22 protein-coding genes are annotated in these 18,152 nt (G+C 72.7%); 17 read left to right on the forward strand and 5 right to left on the reverse strand.

Annotated features, from left to right (window positions below; genetic code table 11):
* Positions 1-63: 63 nt before the first annotated feature.
* Positions 64-447, reverse strand: a complete 384-nt coding sequence (locus G6039_RS11470) for a helix-turn-helix domain-containing protein (protein ID WP_029544089.1) — start codon at positions 445-447, stop codon at positions 64-66.
* Between the two features lie 130 nt (positions 448-577).
* Here G6039_RS11470 and hisD point away from each other — a divergent pair, with 130 nt between their 5' ends.
* Genes hisD through hisI form a run of 11 tightly spaced genes read left to right on the forward strand, consistent with a single transcriptional unit; the run spans position 578 to position 8,740 of the window.
* Positions 578-1,945 (forward strand): histidinol dehydrogenase, encoded by a 1,368-nt coding sequence (gene hisD, locus G6039_RS11475; RefSeq protein WP_029544087.1) that lies wholly within the window; start codon positions 578-580, stop codon positions 1,943-1,945.
* Positions 1,942-3,066: a histidinol-phosphate transaminase gene (locus G6039_RS11480; RefSeq protein ID WP_006937022.1), complete on the forward strand. Its 1,125-nt coding sequence runs from the start codon at positions 1,942-1,944 to the stop codon at positions 3,064-3,066. The genes hisD and G6039_RS11480 overlap by 4 nt, the downstream gene beginning before the upstream one ends.
* Positions 3,063-3,695 carry an imidazoleglycerol-phosphate dehydratase HisB gene (gene hisB / locus G6039_RS11485; RefSeq protein ID WP_029544085.1) on the forward strand — a complete coding sequence of 211 codons (633 nt, stop codon included), beginning with the start codon at positions 3,063-3,065 and terminating at the stop codon, positions 3,693-3,695. The genes G6039_RS11480 and hisB overlap by 4 nt, the downstream gene beginning before the upstream one ends.
* Positions 3,695-3,850, forward strand: a complete 156-nt coding sequence (locus G6039_RS11490; protein WP_006937015.1) for a hypothetical protein — start codon at positions 3,695-3,697, stop codon at positions 3,848-3,850. The genes hisB and G6039_RS11490 overlap by 1 nt, the downstream gene beginning before the upstream one ends.
* A gap of 29 nt (positions 3,851-3,879) precedes the next feature.
* Complete coding sequence (locus tag G6039_RS11495; protein ID WP_029544083.1) at positions 3,880-5,019, forward strand: MFS transporter; 1,140 nt, start codon at positions 3,880-3,882, stop codon at positions 5,017-5,019.
* A 10-nt stretch (positions 5,020-5,029) separates the two neighbouring features.
* Entirely contained in the window at positions 5,030-5,665 is a 636-nt protein-coding gene (gene hisH / locus G6039_RS11500) for an imidazole glycerol phosphate synthase subunit HisH (RefSeq protein WP_029544081.1), read from the forward strand.
* Positions 5,662-6,009: a hypothetical protein gene (locus tag G6039_RS11505; RefSeq protein WP_029544079.1), complete on the forward strand. Its 348-nt coding sequence runs from the start codon at positions 5,662-5,664 to the stop codon at positions 6,007-6,009. Before hisH ends, G6039_RS11505 begins: the two co-directional genes overlap by 4 nt.
* Before the next feature lie 50 nt (positions 6,010-6,059).
* Complete coding sequence (priA, locus tag G6039_RS11510; RefSeq protein WP_029544076.1) at positions 6,060-6,794, forward strand: bifunctional 1-(5-phosphoribosyl)-5-((5-phosphoribosylamino)methylideneamino)imidazole-4-carboxamide isomerase/phosphoribosylanthranilate isomerase PriA; 735 nt, start codon at positions 6,060-6,062, stop codon at positions 6,792-6,794.
* Between the two features lie 4 nt (positions 6,795-6,798).
* The gene (locus G6039_RS11515; RefSeq protein ID WP_006937000.1) at positions 6,799-7,626 is read left to right on the forward strand and encodes an inositol monophosphatase family protein; all 828 of its coding nucleotides are present in this window, start codon (positions 6,799-6,801) and stop codon (positions 7,624-7,626) included.
* Positions 7,623-8,396 carry an imidazole glycerol phosphate synthase subunit HisF gene (gene hisF / locus G6039_RS11520; protein ID WP_006936998.1) on the forward strand — a complete coding sequence of 258 codons (774 nt, stop codon included), beginning with the start codon at positions 7,623-7,625 and terminating at the stop codon, positions 8,394-8,396. The genes G6039_RS11515 and hisF overlap by 4 nt, the downstream gene beginning before the upstream one ends.
* Positions 8,393-8,740, forward strand: a complete 348-nt coding sequence (hisI, locus tag G6039_RS11525) for a phosphoribosyl-AMP cyclohydrolase (protein WP_006936996.1) — start codon at positions 8,393-8,395, stop codon at positions 8,738-8,740. Before hisF ends, hisI begins: the two co-directional genes overlap by 4 nt.
* A gap of 72 nt (positions 8,741-8,812) precedes the next feature.
* Here hisI and G6039_RS11530 read toward each other — a convergent pair whose 3' ends face one another.
* Positions 8,813-8,962 carry a hypothetical protein gene (locus G6039_RS11530; protein ID WP_164528072.1) on the reverse strand — a complete coding sequence of 50 codons (150 nt, stop codon included), beginning with the start codon at positions 8,960-8,962 and terminating at the stop codon, positions 8,813-8,815.
* A gap of 122 nt (positions 8,963-9,084) precedes the next feature.
* Here G6039_RS11530 and G6039_RS11535 point away from each other — a divergent pair, with 122 nt between their 5' ends.
* Positions 9,085-9,264, forward strand: coding sequence for a tautomerase family protein (locus G6039_RS11535; RefSeq protein WP_029544072.1), 180 nt, complete (start codon positions 9,085-9,087; stop codon positions 9,262-9,264).
* Between the two features lie 85 nt (positions 9,265-9,349).
* Positions 9,350-11,842 carry an aminopeptidase N gene (pepN, locus tag G6039_RS11540; protein WP_043798934.1) on the forward strand — a complete coding sequence of 831 codons (2,493 nt, stop codon included), beginning with the start codon at positions 9,350-9,352 and terminating at the stop codon, positions 11,840-11,842.
* 51 nt (positions 11,843-11,893) lie between these two features.
* Here the strand turns inward: pepN and G6039_RS11545 are convergent, their stop codons facing one another.
* Positions 11,894-12,388, reverse strand: coding sequence for a MarR family winged helix-turn-helix transcriptional regulator (locus tag G6039_RS11545; RefSeq protein WP_043798936.1), 495 nt, complete (start codon positions 12,386-12,388; stop codon positions 11,894-11,896).
* A gap of 79 nt (positions 12,389-12,467) precedes the next feature.
* Entirely contained in the window at positions 12,468-13,526 is a 1,059-nt protein-coding gene (locus G6039_RS11550; RefSeq protein WP_043798937.1) for an NAD-dependent epimerase/dehydratase family protein, read from the reverse strand.
* Between the two features lie 122 nt (positions 13,527-13,648).
* Between G6039_RS11550 and G6039_RS11555 the strand changes: the two genes are divergently transcribed.
* Positions 13,649-14,416, forward strand: coding sequence for a dioxygenase family protein (locus G6039_RS11555; RefSeq protein WP_037200939.1), 768 nt, complete (start codon positions 13,649-13,651; stop codon positions 14,414-14,416).
* Positions 14,417-14,419: 3 nt separating this feature from the next.
* Here G6039_RS11555 and G6039_RS11560 read toward each other — a convergent pair whose 3' ends face one another.
* Positions 14,420-14,890: a peroxiredoxin gene (locus G6039_RS11560; protein WP_043798939.1), complete on the reverse strand. Its 471-nt coding sequence runs from the start codon at positions 14,888-14,890 to the stop codon at positions 14,420-14,422.
* Between the two features lie 58 nt (positions 14,891-14,948).
* Between G6039_RS11560 and G6039_RS11565 the strand changes: the two genes are divergently transcribed.
* From G6039_RS11565 to trpC, 3 genes are all read left to right on the forward strand, one after another.
* Complete coding sequence (locus tag G6039_RS11565) at positions 14,949-16,532, forward strand: anthranilate synthase component I (protein WP_176603628.1); 1,584 nt, start codon at positions 14,949-14,951, stop codon at positions 16,530-16,532.
* The gene (locus G6039_RS11570) at positions 16,529-17,218 is read left to right on the forward strand and encodes a TIGR02234 family membrane protein (RefSeq protein ID WP_043798941.1); all 690 of its coding nucleotides are present in this window, start codon (positions 16,529-16,531) and stop codon (positions 17,216-17,218) included. The genes G6039_RS11565 and G6039_RS11570 overlap by 4 nt, the downstream gene beginning before the upstream one ends.
* Before the next feature lie 79 nt (positions 17,219-17,297).
* Entirely contained in the window at positions 17,298-18,107 is an 810-nt protein-coding gene (trpC, locus tag G6039_RS11575; RefSeq protein WP_006936963.1) for an indole-3-glycerol phosphate synthase TrpC, read from the forward strand.
* Positions 18,108-18,152: the final 45 nt, after the last annotated feature.

Consider the following 18,152-nt stretch of genomic DNA (forward strand, 5'->3'; position numbering starts at 1 on the left):
CGCGGCGCCCCACCAGCCGAAACCTGAGGATGGCTCACATTATGCCGTCCGATGTGACCTTACTCACTCCGCATCGTCGTCGGAGCGCGCACCCCGGCGCCGCTTACCCACGGTCACCTCCCGGAACGCCTCGTACATCTCCACCAGCGACCGCCGCTGCGCGTTCGTCAGATCCGGATCCTCCCGGATCGCGTGCACCACCGCGGACTCTCCCGGATCCGGCCGCCCCGCCTCGGCCGTCAACGCATCCGCCGACAGATGCAGCTGCTCGGCGATGGCCTGCAGCACGCGTTCGCTCGGCGCCCGCAGGTTCCGTTCGATCTGCGACAGATACGGGTTCGAGATCCCCACCATCGCGGCGAGCTGCCGCATGGGCAACTCGGCGAGCTCACGTTGCCGGCGGATCAGCTCCCCCAACGTCGGGGGGTGCGACACATCGTCCTCCATGTGGTCAGCATAGGTCCGGCCGCCGGCCGCCCCGAGGCGCACGGACGGCGCGTTCGGGGACTGCCGTCGAGGGCGATCGCCGCCATCACGGATAATGGAACGGACCCCCGTTCGCGAGAGAGGACACCTCATGCTTGCCCGCACCGACCTGCGTGGTCGAACCCCCACCACTGCGGAGCTGAGGGGCGCGCTGCCCCGCGGCGGAGTGGATGTGGACGCGGTGCTGCATCAGGTGCGGCCCGTGGTCGAGGACGTGCGCGACCGAGGCGCCGCCGCCGCCCTCGACTACAGCGAGAAGTTCGACGGGGTGCGCCCCGACCGCGTGCGGGTGCCGAAGGCCGAACTCGACCGGGCCCTCGAGGAACTCGATCCCGCCGTGCGCTCGGCGCTGGTCGTCGCGATCGAACGCACCCGCACGGTGCACCAGGACCAGCGCCGCACCGACACCGTCACCGAGGTCGTGCCCGGCGGCACCGTCACCGAACGCTGGGTGCCGGTCGAGCGGGTGGGGCTGTACGTGCCCGGCGGCAACGCCGTCTACCCGTCGTCGGTCGTGATGAACGTGGTGCCCGCCCAGGCCGCCGGCGTCGAGTCGCTCGTCGTCGCGTCCCCGCCGCAGGCGGACTTCGGAGGCCTGCCGCACCCGACCATCCTCGCCGCTGCCGCCCTGCTCGGCGTCGACGAGGTGTGGGCCGTCGGCGGTGCCCAGGCCGTGGCGCTGCTCAGCTACGGCGGCACCGATATGACACCGGACGGCACCGCCGTCGTGACACCGGACGGCACCGCCGTCGACGACGCCGAACTCGCGCCCGTGGACATGATCACCGGCCCGGGCAACATCTACGTCACCGCCGCCAAGCGCCTGTGCCGCGCCGTCGTCGGCATCGACGCCGAGGCCGGCCCCACCGAGATCGCGATCCTGGCCGACCACACCGCCGATCCGGTCCACGTCGCGGCCGACATGATCAGCCAGGCCGAGCACGACGTCATGGCCGCGTCGGTCCTCGTCACCACCAGCGCCGAGCTCGCCGACGCCGTCGACGCCGCCGTCGCCGCCCAGCTCGAGCTCACCAAGCACCGCGAACGCGTACGGACCGCGCTGTCGGGCAGCCAGTCCGGGATCGTCCTCGTCGACGACCTCGACCAGGGCCTGAAGGTCGTCGACGCCTACGCCGCCGAGCACCTCGAGATCCAGACCGAGAACGCCTCCGCGGTCGCCGCGCGGGTACGGGCCGCGGGCGCGATCTTCGTCGGCCCCTGGGCGCCGGTCAGCCTCGGTGACTACTGCGCCGGCTCGAACCACGTGCTGCCCACCGCCGGCTGCGCCCGGCACCAGTCCGGACTGAGCGTGCAGACGTTCCTGCGCGGCATTCACGTCGTCGAGTACAGCCGCGAGGCGCTCGAGGACGTCGCAGGGCACGTGATCACCCTCGCCACCGCCGAGGACCTGCCCGCGCACGGCGAGGCCGTGCGGCTGCGCTTCGAGGACCTGCAGTGAGCGCCCCGGGATCCGGCATCACCGTCGACGACCTGCCGCTGCGGGAGAACCTGCGCGGCAAGTCCGCCTACGGTGCGCCGCAGCTGACGGTGCCGGTGCAGCTCAACACCAACGAGAACCCGCACCCACCGACCCGCGCCCTGATCGACGACGTCGCCGAGTCGGTGCGCGAGGCCGCCGCGCAGCTGCATCGCTACCCCGACCGTGACGCCGTCGCGCTGCGCACCGACCTCGCCGCCTACCTGACCCGGCAGACCGGGGTGGGCGTGAGCGTCGAGAACGTCTGGGCCGCCAACGGGTCCAACGAGATCCTGCAGCAGATCCTGCAGGCCTTCGGCGGGCCGGGCCGATCCGCTATGGGATTCGTGCCGTCCTACTCGATGCACCCGATCATCGCCGACGGCACCCAGACCGAGTGGCTGCCGACCTACCGGGGCGAGGACTTCACCCTCGACCTCGACTCGTCGGTGGCCGCGATCCGCCGGCAGCAACCCGACGTGGTGTTCGTCACCAGCCCGAACAACCCCACCGGGCACAGCATCCCGCTCGACGAGCTGCGCGCGATCTGCGCGGCCGCGCCCGGCATCGTGATCGTCGACGAGGCCTACGCCGAGTTCTCCGCCGCCCCCAGCGCGCTCGCGCTGATCGACGAGTTCCCGGCCAAGGTGATCGTCTCGCGCACTATGAGCAAGGCGTTCGCGTTCGCCGGGGGCCGGCTCGGCTACCTCGCCGCCGCGCCCGCGTTCGTCGAGGCACTGCTGCTCGTGCGGCTGCCCTACCACCTGTCGGTGATCACCCAGGCTGCCGCCCGGGCCGCGCTGCGGCACGCCGACGAGACCCTCGGCTCGGTCGCGCGGCTGTGCGCCGAACGCGACCGCATCGCGACCGAGCTGACCCGATTCGGCTACCACGTGGTGCCTTCGGACGCGAACTTCATCCTGTTCGGGCGCTTCGCCGATGCCGCCGCGACCTGGCAGCGCTACCTCGACGAGGGTGTGCTGATCCGGGACGTCGGTATCCCCGGGTTCCTGCGCACCACCGTGGGCCTGGCCCACGAGAACGACGAACTGCTACGGGTGAGCGAGAAGCTCGCCGCCACCGAGATCGAGGACGGGCGATGAGCGAGCAGACCACCCCCACCCCGCGCACCGCGCGGATCGAGCGTGCCACCAAGGAGTCGTCCATCGTCGTCGAGCTGAACCTCGACGGCACCGGCCGCACCGACATCACCACCGGTGTCCCGTTCTACGACCACATGCTCACCGCGCTCGGTCAGCACGCCAGCTTCGACCTGACCGTGCGCGCCCAGGGCGACATCGAGATCGAGGCGCACCACACCGTCGAGGACACCGCGATCGTCCTCGGTCAGGCGCTGAATCAGGCACTCGGGGACAAGCGGGGCATCCGCCGCTTCGGCGACGCGTTCATTCCGATGGACGAGACCCTCGCGCACGCGGCGGTGGACGTCTCCGGCCGGCCCTACTGCGTGCACACCGGCGAACCGGACTACATGGTGCACTCGGTGATCGGCGGCTACCCCGGCGTGCCGTACTCGACCGTGATCAACAAGCACGTGTTCGAATCCCTCGCCTTCCACGCCCGCATCGCCCTGCACGTACGCGTGCTCTACGGCCGCGACCAGCACCACATCACCGAGGCCGAGTTCAAGGCCGTCGCGCGGGCGCTGCGCCAGGCCGTCGAACCGGATCCCCGGGTCAGCGGCGTGCCGTCGACCAAGGGCACCCTGTAGTGGACGTCGTCCTGACGTACGGCCTGTTCATGCTCGCCGGCCTCGCCGCGGGTGGCACCTGGTCGACGTGGCGGGGCGGCAACACCCTCTTCGCCGGGGTGCTGCTGGCGCTGACCCTGCTCGCCGCGATCGCCGGTGTGCTGAGGCTGCTCTGACGTCGTCGGATCGGCCGGGCCTGTTCGCGGTGCCGGGGCTGCCCGCCGCCTGGGCGATGGCGGCGGGCGCGTTCGCCGGGTTCTCCCTGCTGCTGCCCGTAGTGCCCCGGGCCGTCGCCGACGCCGGCGGCAGCGGCACCCTCGCCGGCGCGGTGACGGCGGTGTTCATGGGCGCGACGGTGCTCACCCAACCGGCGGTGCCGCGCCTGGTGCGGGCCCGCGGCTACCGGCCCGTGCTCGCCGCAGGATGCCTGCTGCTGGGCCTGCCGTCGCTGCTGCTCCTGCTGTCGCTGCACCCGGCCGTGGTGCTGCCGACCTCCGCGGTGCGGGGGATCGGCTTCGGCATGATCACCGTGGCCAGCGCCGCCCTCGTGGCCGAACTCGCGCCCGCCCGGCTGCTCGGCCGCGCCACCGGCGCACAGGGCATCGCGATCGCCGCGGCGCAGATGGTCGGACTGCCGCTCGGACTGGCGGTCGCCGAGCGGGCCTCCACCGCACCCGTGTTCGTGCTCGGCGCGGCGGTGCCCACGCTCGCGCTCGTCGCGATCGCGCGCCTGCCGCAGGTGGTCACCCGGCAGACCGGCGCGGCCGGAAGCCGCACGCCGCTGCGGGCTCTGGCCCTGCCGGCGGTGGCGATCGCCGCGGGTGCCGTCGCCTACGGCGGCCTCACCTCGCTGCTGTCGATCGCCGTGCCCGCGGCCTCGGGCCAGGTGGCGCTCGCGTTGGCGCTGATCAGCGCGTCCACCCTCGTCGGTCGCTACGGCGCCGGTGCGGTCGCGGACCGGATCGGCGCGGGCCGGCTCCTGCCGGCCGGGCTCGGCCTGGCCGCCGTGGCGATGGTGCCGTTCGCGCTCGCCGCGGACGATCGCGGCGGCGCGGCGGTCCTGCTCGGTGCGGCGGTGGCATTCGGCCTCGGCTTCGGCGTCGTGCAGAACGACGCCCTGATGCTTGCGTTCCGTCGCGCCGGGCCCGCCCATGTCGGCGCCGCGAGCGCCGCCTGGAACATCGGCTTCGACGCGGGCACCGGGGCCGGATCGCTGCTGCTCGGCGGGATCGCCACCGTCGCAGGCTATCCCGCCGCGTTCGCGACCGCCGCGCTGCTCGTGCCGATCCTGCCGCTGCTCGCCCGGATCGCCGGGCCGTCGGAGCGGCCCGCCGCGGCCCCATAGAATCGAGCCCATGAGCGCAACCAAGGTCGCCGTCCTCGACTACGGCTCCGGCAATCTGCATTCGGCGACGCGCGCGGTGGCGCGCACCGGCGTGCAGGTGGAGGTGACCGCCGACCCGCAGGTCGCGCTCGCCGCCGACGGCCTGGTCGTGCCCGGCGTCGGCGCGTTCGCGGCGTGCATGGCGGGACTGAAGGCGGTGCGCGGGGACCGGATCATCGGGCAGCGACTCGCCGGCGGCCGTCCGGTGCTCGGCATCTGCGTCGGCATGCAGATCCTCTTCGACAAGGGCGTGGAATTCGGTGTCGAGACCGACGGATGTGGCGAATGGCCCGGCACCGTCGAACGTCTCGACGCGCCGGTGCTGCCGCACATGGGCTGGAACACCGTCGAGGCCCCCGACAACAGCGTGCTGTTCGCCGGCATGGACCGCGACACCCGGTTCTACTTCGTGCACTCCTACGCCGCGCAGAAGTGGGAGCTGCCGCCGTCGGAGCTGTTCGCCCCGCCCGCGCTGACCTGGGCGGAGCACGGCGGGCGGTTCCTCGCCGCGGTCGAGAACGGCCCGTTGTCTGCGACGCAGTTCCATCCCGAGAAGTCCGGCGACGCGGGGGCCGAGCTGCTGCGCAATTGGGTCGGCAGTTTGTGAACCGCGGCGGGGCCGGCGGCGACGACCCGGCCCGGCCGGAGTTCTCGCTCGGCCGGCTCGCGCTGACGGCACTGGGCGCCGCCACGGGCGTGCTCCTGCTCGCCACCGTCGTCATCGTGGTGCTGCGACCGGGGCCCGTCGTCGGGTTGATCGTCGCCCTCGCCGGCGTGGCCGGCGCGATCGCCGCGATGGGCGTCGTCTCGACCCGGACGACGCGCCGCGCCTTCGGTCCCGACGGCAACGACACCCCGCGCCGTGACGGCAGCGACACGCCGCGCCGCGACGGTGACGACACGCCGCGCGGCGACGGTGACGACACGCCGCGCGGCGACGGTGCGGGGTGACCGTCGGGGCCGGTTCTCCGCGACCGCCGCGACCCACTAGCATGGGCGCAGTGAGCCTGGTCCTTTTGCCTGCAGTCGATGTCGCCAACGGTGAAGCAGTTCGCCTCGTCCAGGGAGAGGCGGGCAGCGAGACCAGCTACGGCTCTCCCCGCGACGCCGCCCTCGAGTGGCAGAACGCCGGCGCCGAATGGGTGCACCTCGTCGATCTCGACGCCGCCTTCGGACGCGGCTCCAACCGCGAACTCCTCGCCGAGGTCGTCGGCGAACTGGACGTGAAGGTAGAGCTCTCCGGCGGGATCCGCGACGACGAGTCCCTCGAGGCGGCGCTGGCCACCGGGTGCGCTCGCGTCAACCTCGGCACCGCCGCCATCGAGGATCCCGACTGGTGCGCCCGCGCCATCGCCGAGTACGGCGACCGCATCGCCGTCGGGCTCGACGTCAAGCTCATCGACGGGCAGTGGCGCCTGCGCGGCCGCGGCTGGGTCTCCGACGGCGGCGACCTGTGGGAGGTCCTCGCGCGGCTCGACCGCGACGGCTGCAGCCGCTACGTCGTCACCGACGTCACCAAGGACGGCACGCTCACCGGCCCCAACCTCGATCTGCTCGCCCAGGTCTGCGCAGCCACCGACGCTCCCGTCGTCGCCTCCGGCGGCGTGTCCGCCCTCGACGATCTGCGGGCGATCGCCGGCCTCGTCGACCGGGGCGTCGAGGGCGCCATCGTCGGCAAGGCGCTGTACGCGGGCCGGTTCACGCTCACCGAGGCCCTCGACGCGGTCTCACGCTGATCCGATGACCGCGCCCGCCGATCTGTCCAGCCTGCTCGCCGTCGCCGGTGAGGTGCTCGACGCGGCGTCGGAGCGTTTCGTCGCCGGTCGCGGCGCGCCGCGCTCGGTGAACAAGGGGCCCAACGACTTCGCCACCGACCTCGACCTCGAACTCGAACGGCGCATCTCCACGGAACTGGAGCGGCGCACGGGCATTGCCGTGCACGGTGAGGAGTTCGGCGGTCCCGAAGCCGATTCGGGCACGGTGTGGCTGCTCGACCCGATCGACGGCACCGTCAACTACTCCGCCGGGCTGCCCACCGCGGGAATCCTGCTCGCACTCGTCCGCGACGGCGACCCGATCCTCGGGCTGACCTGGCTGCCGTTCGTCGGCGACCGGTTCGCGGCCGCCGCGGACGGGCCGCTGCTGCGCAACGGTCGTCCCCAGCCGCCGCTGCAGCCGGCGGCGCTGGCGGACGTGATGGTCGGCGTGGGCAGCTTCGACATCGACAGCCGCGGGCGTATCCCGGGCCGGCGCCGGCTCGAGGTCATCACCGAGCTGAGCCGCCGGGTGTCGCGCCTGCGCATGCACGGTTCCACCGGGGTGGACCTGGCGTACACGGCGGCCGGGGTGCTCGGCGCCGCCGTCGTCTTCGGGCACCACCCGTGGGACAACGCCGCCGGCGTGGCCCTGGTGCGGGCGGCCGGTGGTCTCGCCACCGACTTCGCCGGCAAGCCCTGGCGCATCGGCTCCGGCTCTGTGGTCGCCGGCGCCCCCGGCGTGCACGAGGAGATACTCGACATCGTGGGATCGCTTCCCGGTCCCGTCCCCGAGGAGGACCGAATTCCATGACCCTGGCAGTCCGGGTGATCCCGTGTCTGGACGTCGACGCCGGCCGCGTCGTCAAGGGGGTGAACTTCGAGAACCTGCGCGACGCCGGTGATCCCGTCGAACTCGCCGCGGCGTACGACCTGCAGGGCGCGGACGAGTTGACCTTCCTCGACGTCACCGCGTCGAGCGGCGACCGCGGCACCATGCTCGACGTGGTCAGCCGCACCGCCGAGCAGGTGTTCATCCCGCTCACCGTCGGCGGCGGCGTCCGCACCGTCGAGGACGTGGACCGGCTGCTGCGGGCCGGCGCGGACAAGGTCAGCATCAACACCGCCGCCATCGCCCGCCCGGAGGTGTTGCGCGAGATGTCCGAGCGGTTCGGGTCGCAGTGCATCGTGCTGTCCGTCGACGCCCGCACCGTGCCCGACGGCGAGGAGGACACCCCGTCGGGATGGGAGGTCACCACGCACGGCGGCCGCCGCGGCACCGGCATCGACGCCGTCGAATGGGCACGCCGCGGCGCGGAACTCGGCGTGGGGGAGATCCTGCTGAACTCGATGGACGCCGACGGCACCAAGTCCGGCTTCGACCTGCCGATGATCCAGGCGGTGCGCGCCGCGGTGCACGTGCCGGTGATCGCCAGCGGCGGCGCGGGAGCTGTCGAGCACTTCGCCCCCGCCGTGCACGCCGGCGCCGACGCGGTCCTCGCGGCCAGCGTGTTCCACTTCGGGGAACTCACCATCCCGCAGGTCAAGGCGGCGATGCGCGCCGAGGGGATCGAGGTGCGATGAGCAGGCTGGATCCGGCGATCGCGGCGCGGCTCAAGCGCAACGAGGCGGGGCTGTTCGCCGCCGTCGCCCAGGAACGTGCCACCGGCGAGGTGCTGATGATGGCGTGGATGGACGACGAGGCGCTCGCCCGTACCCTAGAGACCCGTACCGCCACCTACTTCTCGCGTTCGCGCGGCCAGTACTGGGTCAAGGGCGAGACCTCCGGCCACACCCAGTACGTGCACGAGGTGCGGCTCGACTGCGACGGCGACACGGTGTTGCTCGTCGTCGACCAGGTCGGGGCCGCGTGCCACACCGGCACCCACACGTGCTTCGACGCCGACGTCCTGCTCGCCGGCGAGTAGGCGCCTTCGGCGCGGGTGCGTCCTTTGGGCGGCTCCAGCCGTCCAAAGGACACACCGGCGGTGTCGCGGGCGTCAGATGACGATCGGCGCGCCGGTGAGCAGGCTCCAGAGACCCAGGCCGAGGTACACGACGGTGCCGATGGCGGACCGGACCGGATCGTCCGTGAGGAAACCTTCTGCGGCCCAACCGACGAACTCCGTGAACAGTTCCGAGGATCCCATGCTGCATCCTTCCGAGAGGCGAGGCAGGTCGTGAACGGCGGTCGTGAACCAAATCGACCGACCGGATTGTTTCGTTACACCTCCCGGTGCCCGCTCCGTCGGCGGTGCGGCACAATCTCCCCATGCCTCTCATCCAGATCAGCCAGACCCCCGGTCTCACCGTCGAACAGAAGCGCGCCACCATCGAGGCGGTGACCAAGGCCTACGCCGAGGCAACCGGCAAGGATGCGACGTCGGTGTGGGTGACCATCACCGAGGTGCCGCGGGAGCAGTGGGGCGTCGGGGGTGTCCCGCTCGGGTGAGGTGCACCGCCCCCGGGACAGGGCGCCCCGCGACGGGCGCTGCCGGCCGTCGATCTCGGCGAGCGGATCCTGGCAGGATCGGCGTATGGCGTCCGCGAATCTGACCCGAGCCGAAACCGCCGAGCGTTCCCGGGCGGTGACGGTCCGCAGCTACCGGGTGGAACTCGACCTGCGCGGCGCCCCGGATGCCGGGAGCGCCTGTTTCGCGACCACGACGACGGTCGAGTTCACGGCAGCCGCGGACGCGACGTGGCTCGACTTCCTCGGCGCCGGCGTCGAGTCGGTCGTGCTCAACGGCGAGCCGGTGCCCGTCCGCTACGACGGCGCGCGCATCGCGCTGAGCGGCCTGCGTGAGCACAACGTCGTCACCGTCGTCGCCGCCGCGGAGTACAGCCGGTCCGGTGAGGGCCTGCACCGGTACGTCGATCCGGCCGACGGGCAGACCTACCTGTACACGCAGTACGAACCCGCGGACGCGCGACGGGTGTTCGCGTGCTTCGAGCAGCCGGATCTGAAGGCGCCGTTCACGTTCGTCGTGTCCGCCCCGGCGAAATGGCAGGTGCTGTCCAATCAGCATGTCGCCGAACGCGAGTCGATCGGCGACGCGCAGAAGGTGGTGTTCGCACCGACGCTGCCGATCTCCACCTACATCACCGCGATCGTGGCGGGCCCGTACCACCACGCCGAATCTTCTTGGAGCCGGAACGAACTCGCGGTGCCGCTCGCCGTGCTGTGCCGCGCCTCCCTGGCGCGGTACCTCGACGCCGACACGATCTTCGAAGTGACCCGGCAGGGAATGGACTTCTACGCCGACCACTTCGGCTACCCCTACCCGTTCGGCAAGTACGACCAGGTGTTCGTCCCCGAATACAACCTCGGTGCCATGGAGAACCCCGGGTGCGTCACCTTCACCGAAGCGTACGTGTTCCGCGGAGCCGCCACCGCCGCGCAGTACCAGGCCCGCGCGAACACGATCCTGCACGAGATGGCCCACATGTGGTTCGGGGACCTCGTCACCATGAAGTGGTGGGACGACCTGTGGCTCAAGGAGTCGTTCGCCGACTACATGGGCTCGCTGGTCAGTGCCGAGGCCACCGAGTGGACCGACGCCTGGGTCGCCTTCGCCAACCGGCGCAAGGCCTGGGCCTATCTGCAGGACCAGTTGCCCACGACCCACCCGATCGTCGCCGACATCGTCGACCTCGAGGCCGCCAAACTGAACTTCGACGGCATCACGTACGCGAAGGGCGCGGGAGTCCTCAAACAACTCGTCGCGTACGTGGGGCGGGACGCCTTCTTCGAGGGTGCACGGCGCTACTTCCGCCGGCACGCCTTCGGGAACACCACCCTCGCCGATCTGCTCACCGAGTTGTCGGCGACCTCGGGACGAGACCTCTCGGGGTGGGCGCGCGCCTGGTTGCAGACCACCGGCGTGTCGACCCTGATGCTCGAGGACGCGGGGGAGGGACGGTCCGCGATCGTCCAGACGCCGGCGCGGCCCCACCGGCTGGCTGTGGGCCACTACGACTTCGACGAGGCCGGCGACCTGGTCTGCCGGCAGCGGGTCGAGGTCGACCTGGAGGCCGAGCGCACACCGATCGAGTCGGCGGCCGCGCCGCTGATCCTGCTCAACGACGCCGACCTGACCTACGCCAAGGTGCGGCTCGACCCGCGGTCGCTGGAGACGGTGGAGCATTCGCTCGATCGTGTCGTCGACCCGCTGGCCCGGGGGTTGATCTGGTCGGCGTTGTGGAACGCCACCCGCGACAGCGAGCTGACCGCGGCGCGGTACCTGTCCATGGTCCGCGGATTCGCGGTGGCCGAACCGAATCCGGCCCTGCTGGCCGCACTGCTGGCGAACGCACCCTACGCGATCGAGCACTTTCTGCCCGCCGCGAGCCGGTCCCGGCAGCGTCGCGTCTGGCTCGAGGCGGCATGGACGGCCGTGTTCGCCGCCACCCCGGGATCGGGTGAGCAGCTCGCCTGGGCCCGCGCGGTCGCCGCGGCCGCCACTGTCGACGACGCCCACGCCGCCGACCTGCGCGCGATCCTCGACGGCACCGGTCCGGCACCCGTGGGGCTGCCGCTGGACCCGGATCTGCGCTGGCAGATGTGGACCGCGCTGGCGGCGACCGGGCACGCGGAGCCGGCCGATCTCGACGGCGAACTCGCCCGCGACGACACCGGTTCCGGACGGACCGCGCACCTGCGCGCCCTGGCCGCGCGACCGCTCGCCGCGGTCAAGGCGCAGGCCTGGAGTGCGGTCTTCTCCGACACGGCGCTGTCGAACGAGCATCTCGACGCCACCATCGCGGGGTTCCGGGCCGGGGCGCACCGGGATCTGATCGCCCCGTACGACGACGACTACTTCGTCGCGCTCCGGGCGGTGTGGTCCGAGCGCAGCATCGAGATCGCGCGCCGGATCGTGGTCGGTCTGTTCCCCGCCGGAAACACGCTCGGGCCGTGCGACCGGTGGCTCGACGCGCACGCCGACGCCCCGGCGGCGTTGCGGCGCCTGGTGATCGAGCAGCGCGACCATCTGGCCCGCGATCTGCGGGCCCGGGGTTTCAACGGGTGAGGGTTCGACGGGTGAGCGGCCGCGGCCACAGCGGGGGTGCACCCTGCCCGGTCAGGCCTTCCCGGTGCCGGCGGCGATGCCCTTGTCGAGCTGGGTGAGCAGCGCGGTACCGAGGTCGGTCAGCGCGGCGACCTGATCGTCGTCGAGGCCCTGGAACACAAGGGCCTGGACGGTCGCGACGTGACCGGGTGCCGCCTCGACGAGCTTGGTCATGCCGGCCTCGGTGAGCACCGCGTACGAGCCGCGCGTGCCGGGCACGCTCCGGCGGCACACCCATCCGGCGTTCTCCAGCTTGGTCACCACGTGCGACAGCCGGGACAGCGACGCGTTCGACAGCTGTGCCAGCTCGGACAGCCGCAGCCGCCGCTCGGGTGCCTCGGACAGCTCGGCGAGGACCGAGTAGTCGAAGTGGGTGAGCGCGGAGTCGCGCTGCAGCTGCGTGTCCAGCGCGGCCGGCAGGCGGGTGATCAGCGCCACCAGCTTCCGCCAGGCCCGCTGCTGGGATGCGGTCAGCCACTCGGTGTCGTCGATCTGTGCGGAGCCCACTGATGCACCGTCCTTTCTCGATCGTCCACCCTATCGGGACGGCCGGCGCGGGACGCCGGGCGTCCGTCGGGGCGGGCGGTCAGGGGCGCTGTCCCATGCCGGTGGCGACCTCGTGCAGCCGGCGGCCCACGCTGTCCTCCGCCAGCGGCGGTGTCGGCAGCCCGGCGCCGTCGCGGAGCCCGGTGAGGAACTCCTCGAGGGTGGCGCGCGGCGAGAACCGGGGAATCCACTCGAGGTCGGTGCGGGCGCGGGTGCAGTCCATGAGCGGCAGCCGCAGCACCGTGTCGACCAGGCCGGGGGAGGCGGGGGCGAGCCGTGCGTGCCAGGCCGCGGCGACGGCCGCGTGCAGCGCCGCCGGCGGGACGGGCACCGTGCGGGCGCCGAGGATCTCGGCGAGGACCTCGGCGTCGACGGGGGGTTCGGCGGCGAGGTTGAATGCGCCCCGCACCGGCCGGAGCACGGCCCGGACGTAGGCGTCGGCGGCGTCGTCGGTGTGCAGCACCTGCATCCGCAGTCCGGCGGTGCGGGGGACGATCGGCAGGGACCGGACGAGGCGGCCGGGGAGGAGCGGCCCGGCGAACAACCGGCGCTGCGCGGTCGCGGACTCGCGCTTGAAGAGGAAGCCGGGACGCATCCGGACCACCCGGATGTCGGGGTGCCGCAGTTCGAACGTGTCGAGCCAGCGTTCGAGGTACGCCTTCTCCCGCGGGTACGCCGCGCCGGGCCAGCCGTGGGTGGGCCAGCGCTCGTCGACCCGTTCGTCCTGCGGTCCCGGCGAGTAGGCGCCGACCGACGACGCGTGGACGAGGGTGGGCACGCCCACCTCGGCGACGGTCTCGAACACCCGGATCGATCCGAGCACGTTGTTGCGCCAGGTGATCTCGGGTTTGTGGGTGGGCTGGAAGAGCCAGGCGAGGTGGACGACGGCCGCCGCGTCGCGCAGCAGCTCGTGCAGGTCGTCGTCGGCGACGTCGGCGACGACGAACTCGGTCTTGCGGCAGCGCCAGTCGGTGGGGCGGCGGGCGATGCCGACCACCGATCCGACTGCGTCCTGGGCGCCGAGCGCCGCCGTGACGCTGGTGCCCACGTTTCCGGTCGCGCCCGTGACGACCACCTTCAGGCCCTCTGTTCCGGTCATGGGGGGCGGATACCCGCGCCCGCGCCGATCCATCCCCGCAGGCCGGGAACATTTCGGACGGTGCCGGTGCTGTATCGGGTAGTATTGTTGAAGCTTCAACCTTAGGAGTCCGTGTGAGCCCCATGCCCGCCCTGTTCCTCAGCCACGGCGCACCGCCCCTGGTCGACAGCGCGACGTGGGTGGCGCAGCTGCAACGCTGGGCCGCCGACCTGCCGACCCCCACCGCGATCCTCGTGGTCTCCGCGCACTGGGAGTCCGCGCCGCTGACCATCGGTGCCACCACCACCGGCACCCCGCTCGTGTACGACTTCGGCGGCTTTCCCCGCCGCTTCTACGAGGTCACCTACCCTGCGCCCGGCGCCCCCGACCTCGCACGCAAGGTGGCCGCGCTGATGCCCGACGGCGAACCGGTCGTGCAGCAGCCGCACCGCGGTCTCGACCACGGCGCGTACGTGCCGCTCACCGTCATGTACCCGGACGCGGACATCCCGGTCCTGCAGATCTCGCTGCCCACCCTCGATCCGCAGCGCCTGCTCGCGCTCGGCCGGCGGCTGCGCCCGCTCCGGGAGGAGGGGGTGCTCGTCATCGGCTCCGGCTTCACCACGCACGGCCTGCCGTTCCTGCGCGACCCGCGCCCCGAGGCCGTCGCGCCCGGCTGGTCCGCCGAGTTCGACGCCTGGGCCGCCGAGCGGCTCGCTGCCGGCGACGTCGACGGCCTGCTCGACTTCCGCACCCGGGCGCCCGGCATGCCGTACGCCCACCCCACGATCGAGCACTTCGCCCCGCTGTTCGTCACCCTCGGCGCGTCGAGCGACCCGGAGCAGGCGCCCCGGCAGGTGATCGACGGGTTCTGGATGGGCCTGGCCAAGCGTTCCGTCCAGGTGGACTGACCGTCAGTCCCGGCTCGCGCGCCGGGCCCGCAGCACCGCGAGCGCGCGATCCGCGTGCACGCCGGGGCGCACCTCGCTGGCGATCACCTCGAGGACGGTGCAGTCGGTGTCCAGCACGAAGGTGGTCCGCTTGACCGGCGAGAGCCGGCCGAGCAGCCCCCGGCGCACCCCGAACTGCGCCGCCACCGCGCCGTCCGGATCGGACAGCAGGGGGTAGTCGAACGACTGCCGCGTCGACCACGCGCCCAACCGGTCCACCGGGTCGGTGCTGATCCCGACCCGGGTGGCGCCGACGGCGGCGAACTCGGCCGCCAGATCCCGGAAGTGGCACGCCTCGGCCGTGCAGACCGGGGTGAACGCGGCCGGGTAGAAGAACAGCACCACCGGCCCGTCCGCCAGCAGCGCGGACAGCGTCCGCGGACGGCCGTCCTGGTCGCTCGACGTGAAATCGGGGGCGATGTCACCGGCTCTCATGTCCGGCGACGCTACCGCGGCCGCGCCCGCCGCGGCAGGCCCTGGGATGATGGGCGCCATGTCCGGCGAGCCCACCACCATCCCCGCAGCGGCCCCCGACCTCACCGAGGGCGGCCGACCCGACTCCACCACCACCCGCGAGCAGTTCCGGCTGCTCGCCGCCGAGCACCGCGTCGTTCCGGTGACCCGCAAGGTGCTCGCCGACGCGGAGACCCCGCTGTCGGCGTACCGCAAGCTCGCCGCCGACCGGCCCGGCACCTTCCTGCTCGAGTCCGCCGAGAACGGCCGGTCGTGGTCGCGGTGGTCGTTCATCGGAGCCGGCAGCCCGGCCGCGCTCACCGTCGTCGACGGGGAGGCCACCTGGTACGGCCACGTGCCCGCCGGCGCCCCCACCGGGGGCGACCCGCTCGACGTGCTGCGCCGGACCCTGGAGCTGCTGCACACCGAGCGGCTGCACGGCCTGCCGCCGCTGACCGGCGGCATGGTCGGCTATCTCGGCTACGACGTCGTGCGACGGATCGAGCGGCTGCCCGAGCACGCCGTCGACGACCTGCAGATTCCCGAGACGGTGATGATGCTCGCCACCGACCTCGCCGCCGTCGACCACCACGAGGGTGCGATCACGCTCATCGCCAACGCCGTCAACTGGGACGGCTCCGACGAACGCGTCGACGAGGCCTACGACGACGCGGTGGCCCGGCTGGACCGGATGACGGCGGCCCTGGCCGCGCCCGCCCCGTCGACCGTCTCCACGTTCGCCCGGCCCGCCCCCGACTACCGGCGCCAGCGCACGACCGAGAGCTTCGGCGCCGACGTGCGCCGGCTCATCGGCGAGATCGAGGCCGGCGAGGCGTTCCAGGTGGTGCTGTCCCAGCGCTTCGAGATCGACTGTCACGCGGCGCCGATCGACGTGTACCGGATGCTGCGCGCCTCCAACCCGAGTCCGTACATGTTCCTCATGCACGTCCCCGACGGCTCCGGCGGCACGGCGTTCTCCATCGTGGGCTCGAGCCCGGAGGCGCTCGTGACCGTCGCCGACGGGGTCGCCACCACCCATCCCATCGCCGGGACGCGCTGGCGCGGCGCCAGCGAGGAGGACGACATCCTCCTCGAGAAGGACCTCCTCGCCGACGAGAAGGAGAACGCCGAGCACCTCATGCTCGTCGACCTCGGCCGCAACGACCTCGGGCGGGTGTGCGAGCCCGGCACCGTCAAGGTCCACGACTACCGGCACATCGAGCGCTACAGCCACGTCATGCACCTGGTCTCCACCGTCACCGGCCGCCTCGCCGCGGGCCGGCACGCCCTCGACGCGGTCACCGCGTGCTTCCCCGCCGGCACCCTGTCCGGCGCGCCCAAGGTCCGGGCGATGGAACTGATCGACGAACTCGAGCCGACCCGCCGCGGCATCTACGGCGGCATCGTGGGCTACCTCGATTTCGCCGGCGACGCCGACACCGCCATCGCCATCCGCTCGGCCCTGGTCAAGGACGGCGTCGCCTACGTGCAAGCCGGTGCCGGCGTCGTCGCCGACTCCGATCCGGTCTACGAGGACACCGAGGCCCGCAACAAGGCCATGGCCGTGCTCTCCGCCGTCGCCGCGGCCGGCACCCTCACCTCGTACGAGGGGGACCGCAGGTGAGCGCCACCCGCGCGCCCCGGCGGCGGGCCGGCGCGGTCGCCGCGCTGCTGCTCGCGATCGGCGCCGTCGCGCTGTGGGGCGCGAGCCGCCTGACCTGGGTGACCGTCACGTCCTCCGACGGCCTCGGCGAGGACCGGGTCACCACCCTCGTCGGCGGCACCTGGGCGGCGGCGCTGACTCCGCTCGCGCTGACGCTGCTGGCGGCCGTCGCGGCGTCGTTCGCGGTGCGCGGATGGGCGCTGCGGATACTGGCCGTGCTCGTCGCGGTCGTCGCGGTCGCCGCCGCCGTCCCGGCGGTGGGGCTGCTCGCCGGCGGCGCCGACGACGCGACCGCGGCGCGCATCGCGGAGCTGCCCGCACGCGCCGAGGTCACCTCCCTCACCGTCGCGGCCGGGCCGGCCGTGCTCGCCCTCGCCGGCGCCGTGGCCGCGCTGGCCGCCGCCGTGCAGCTGTGGCGCACCCCGCGGGCCGAGGCCGGACTGTCGTCGAAGTACGACAGCCCGGCCGCCCGCCGCGAGGCCACCGCCCGCCGGGACACCGCCGACGAGTCGGTCACCGAACGCACCCTGTGGGACGCGCTCGACGCGGGCGAGGACCCCACGGTGGACGTCGCCGACGACCCGGCCGCCGATCGAGGGGGAGAGGGCGGCGCCGACGATTCGGGGACCCGCCGCACGGGCCGGTGAGCGCGCACACTACTCTTCAAGAAACTCCGATGAGTTTTCTCACATCGGATTGACAGGGGCGAAAGGACTTCGAGCCACGATGACAGTTCTCGACTCGATACTCGAAGGGGTGCGCGCCGACGTCGCCGCCCGGGAGGCGGTCCTCGACTTCGCCGCGGTCAAGGCCGCCGCTGCCGCCGCGCCCCCGCCGATCGACGCCAAGGCCGCGTTGCTCGAGCCGGGAATCGCCGTCATCGCCGAGGTCAAGCGGGCCAGCCCGTCGAAGGGGGCGCTCGCCGACATCACCGACCCCGCCGAACTCGCCAAGGCCTACGAGGCCGGCGGTGCCCGCGCGATCAGCGTGCTCACCGAGCAGCGCCGCTTCCAGGGCAGTCTCGACGATCTCGACGCCGTGCGGCGCGCGGTGCGGATCCCGGTGCTGCGCAAGGACTTCATCGTCGGCCCGTACCAGATCCACGAGGCGCGTGCCCACGGCGCGGACATCGTGCTGCTCATCGTCGCCGCGCTCGAGCAGCCCGTGCTGACGTCGCTGATCGACCGCGTCGAATCTCTCGGCATGACGGCGCTCGTCGAGGTGCACACCGAGGAGGAGGCGACCCGTGCCCTCGAGGCCGGCGCCACCGTCATCGGGGTCAACGCCCGCAACCTCAAGACCCTCGAGGTCGACAAGAGCACGTTCGCCCGCATCGCGCCGGGACTGCCGACAGAGGTCGTCAAGATCGCCGAGTCCGGCGTGCGCGGTCCCTCCGACCTGCTCACCTACGCCGGCGCGGGTGCCGACGCGGTGCTCGTCGGCGAGGGACTGGTGACCAGCGGCGACCCGCGCCACGCGGTCGCCGAACTGGTCACCGCCGGCACCCATCCGTCCTGCCCGAAGCCCGCACGCTGACCGCATTCCGGCGCGGCGCCGACGGGCCGGACCCGGCGACGGGCC

Source organism: Rhodococcus aetherivorans, from assembly GCF_011058165.1.
Lineage (GTDB): Bacteria > Actinomycetota > Actinomycetes > Mycobacteriales > Mycobacteriaceae > Rhodococcus > Rhodococcus aetherivorans.

Coding starts and splice junctions, on each gene's coding strand:
- G6039_RS11470 (WP_029544089.1), bottom strand. CDS start 447: ATGGAGGACGATGTGTCGCACCCCCCGACGTTGGGGGAGCTGATCCGC.
- hisD (WP_029544087.1), top strand. CDS start 578: ATGCTTGCCCGCACCGACCTGCGTGGTCGAACCCCCACCACTGCGGAG.
- hisB (WP_029544085.1), top strand. CDS start 3,063: ATGAGCGAGCAGACCACCCCCACCCCGCGCACCGCGCGGATCGAGCGT.
- hisH (WP_029544081.1), top strand. CDS start 5,030: ATGAGCGCAACCAAGGTCGCCGTCCTCGACTACGGCTCCGGCAATCTG.
- G6039_RS11515 (WP_006937000.1), top strand. CDS start 6,799: ATGACCGCGCCCGCCGATCTGTCCAGCCTGCTCGCCGTCGCCGGTGAG.
- hisF (WP_006936998.1), top strand. CDS start 7,623: ATGACCCTGGCAGTCCGGGTGATCCCGTGTCTGGACGTCGACGCCGGC.
- hisI (WP_006936996.1), top strand. CDS start 8,393: ATGAGCAGGCTGGATCCGGCGATCGCGGCGCGGCTCAAGCGCAACGAG.
- G6039_RS11530 (WP_164528072.1), bottom strand. CDS start 8,962: ATGGGATCCTCGGAACTGTTCACGGAGTTCGTCGGTTGGGCCGCAGAA.
- G6039_RS11535 (WP_029544072.1), top strand. CDS start 9,085: ATGCCTCTCATCCAGATCAGCCAGACCCCCGGTCTCACCGTCGAACAG.
- pepN (WP_043798934.1), top strand. CDS start 9,350: ATGGCGTCCGCGAATCTGACCCGAGCCGAAACCGCCGAGCGTTCCCGG.
- G6039_RS11550 (WP_043798937.1), bottom strand. CDS start 13,526: ATGACCGGAACAGAGGGCCTGAAGGTGGTCGTCACGGGCGCGACCGGA.
- G6039_RS11555 (WP_037200939.1), top strand. CDS start 13,649: ATGCCCGCCCTGTTCCTCAGCCACGGCGCACCGCCCCTGGTCGACAGC.
- G6039_RS11560 (WP_043798939.1), bottom strand. CDS start 14,890: ATGAGAGCCGGTGACATCGCCCCCGATTTCACGTCGAGCGACCAGGAC.
- G6039_RS11565 (WP_176603628.1), top strand. CDS start 14,949: ATGTCCGGCGAGCCCACCACCATCCCCGCAGCGGCCCCCGACCTCACC.
- trpC (WP_006936963.1), top strand. CDS start 17,298: ATGACAGTTCTCGACTCGATACTCGAAGGGGTGCGCGCCGACGTCGCC.